Consider the following 516-nt stretch of genomic DNA (forward strand, 5'->3'; position numbering starts at 1 on the left):
GGTCGGAGACGAATGCTGGGCGTGTGCAAGGAGACACCTCGACGGCCCGGTTAAGCTCTCCTCACCCCTTGTTCATCAGCACATTGGGTCTCCTACTCGGCCTTCTCGTGGGCACAGCCTGGCTGTACCACCCCCGAGAAGGAGGGCAGAAGAGAACCTTCCGTAACCCGCACGCAACGACACGAGATCGGCCTAGGCCATGAACGCAATTCACGACGCTGCTCCATTCCCCGAGGCTGCCCCAGTTCGAGTGTTCATGGATCTGCAGGGCAATGTCACCGCGGGCACAGGCGACGGCCACCTCCAGAGCGGTGGGGGTCAGGCCGATCTCGGCCGCGCCCTGCGGGCCGCGGGCGGCACCGTCTGCGGCGTCGCGGTGCTGGCCGAAACCCGCCTGCGCAACCCTCCGGCAGAGACTCGTGGCACCTTCGGATGAAATGGCGATGACTTTCACTGGGGCAGCGACTACGGTGGGCCTAAAGGCGAGAAAGGTCCGCCCAGTAGACGCCGGGCGGC

The 516-nt window shown here is 65.5% G+C and carries 1 protein-coding gene; it reads left to right on the forward strand.

What is annotated here, in order from left to right; translation table 11 throughout:
- The first annotated feature begins 256 nt into the window (after positions 1 to 256).
- A complete protein-coding gene (locus tag GY24_RS17335) occupies positions 257 to 436 on the forward strand; it encodes a hypothetical protein (RefSeq protein ID WP_133161247.1) in 180 nt (59 codons plus the stop codon).
- Positions 437 to 516 lie beyond the last annotated feature (80 nt).

Source organism: Microterricola pindariensis (assembly GCF_002936985.1).
GTDB lineage: Bacteria > Actinomycetota > Actinomycetes > Actinomycetales > Microbacteriaceae > Microterricola > Microterricola pindariensis.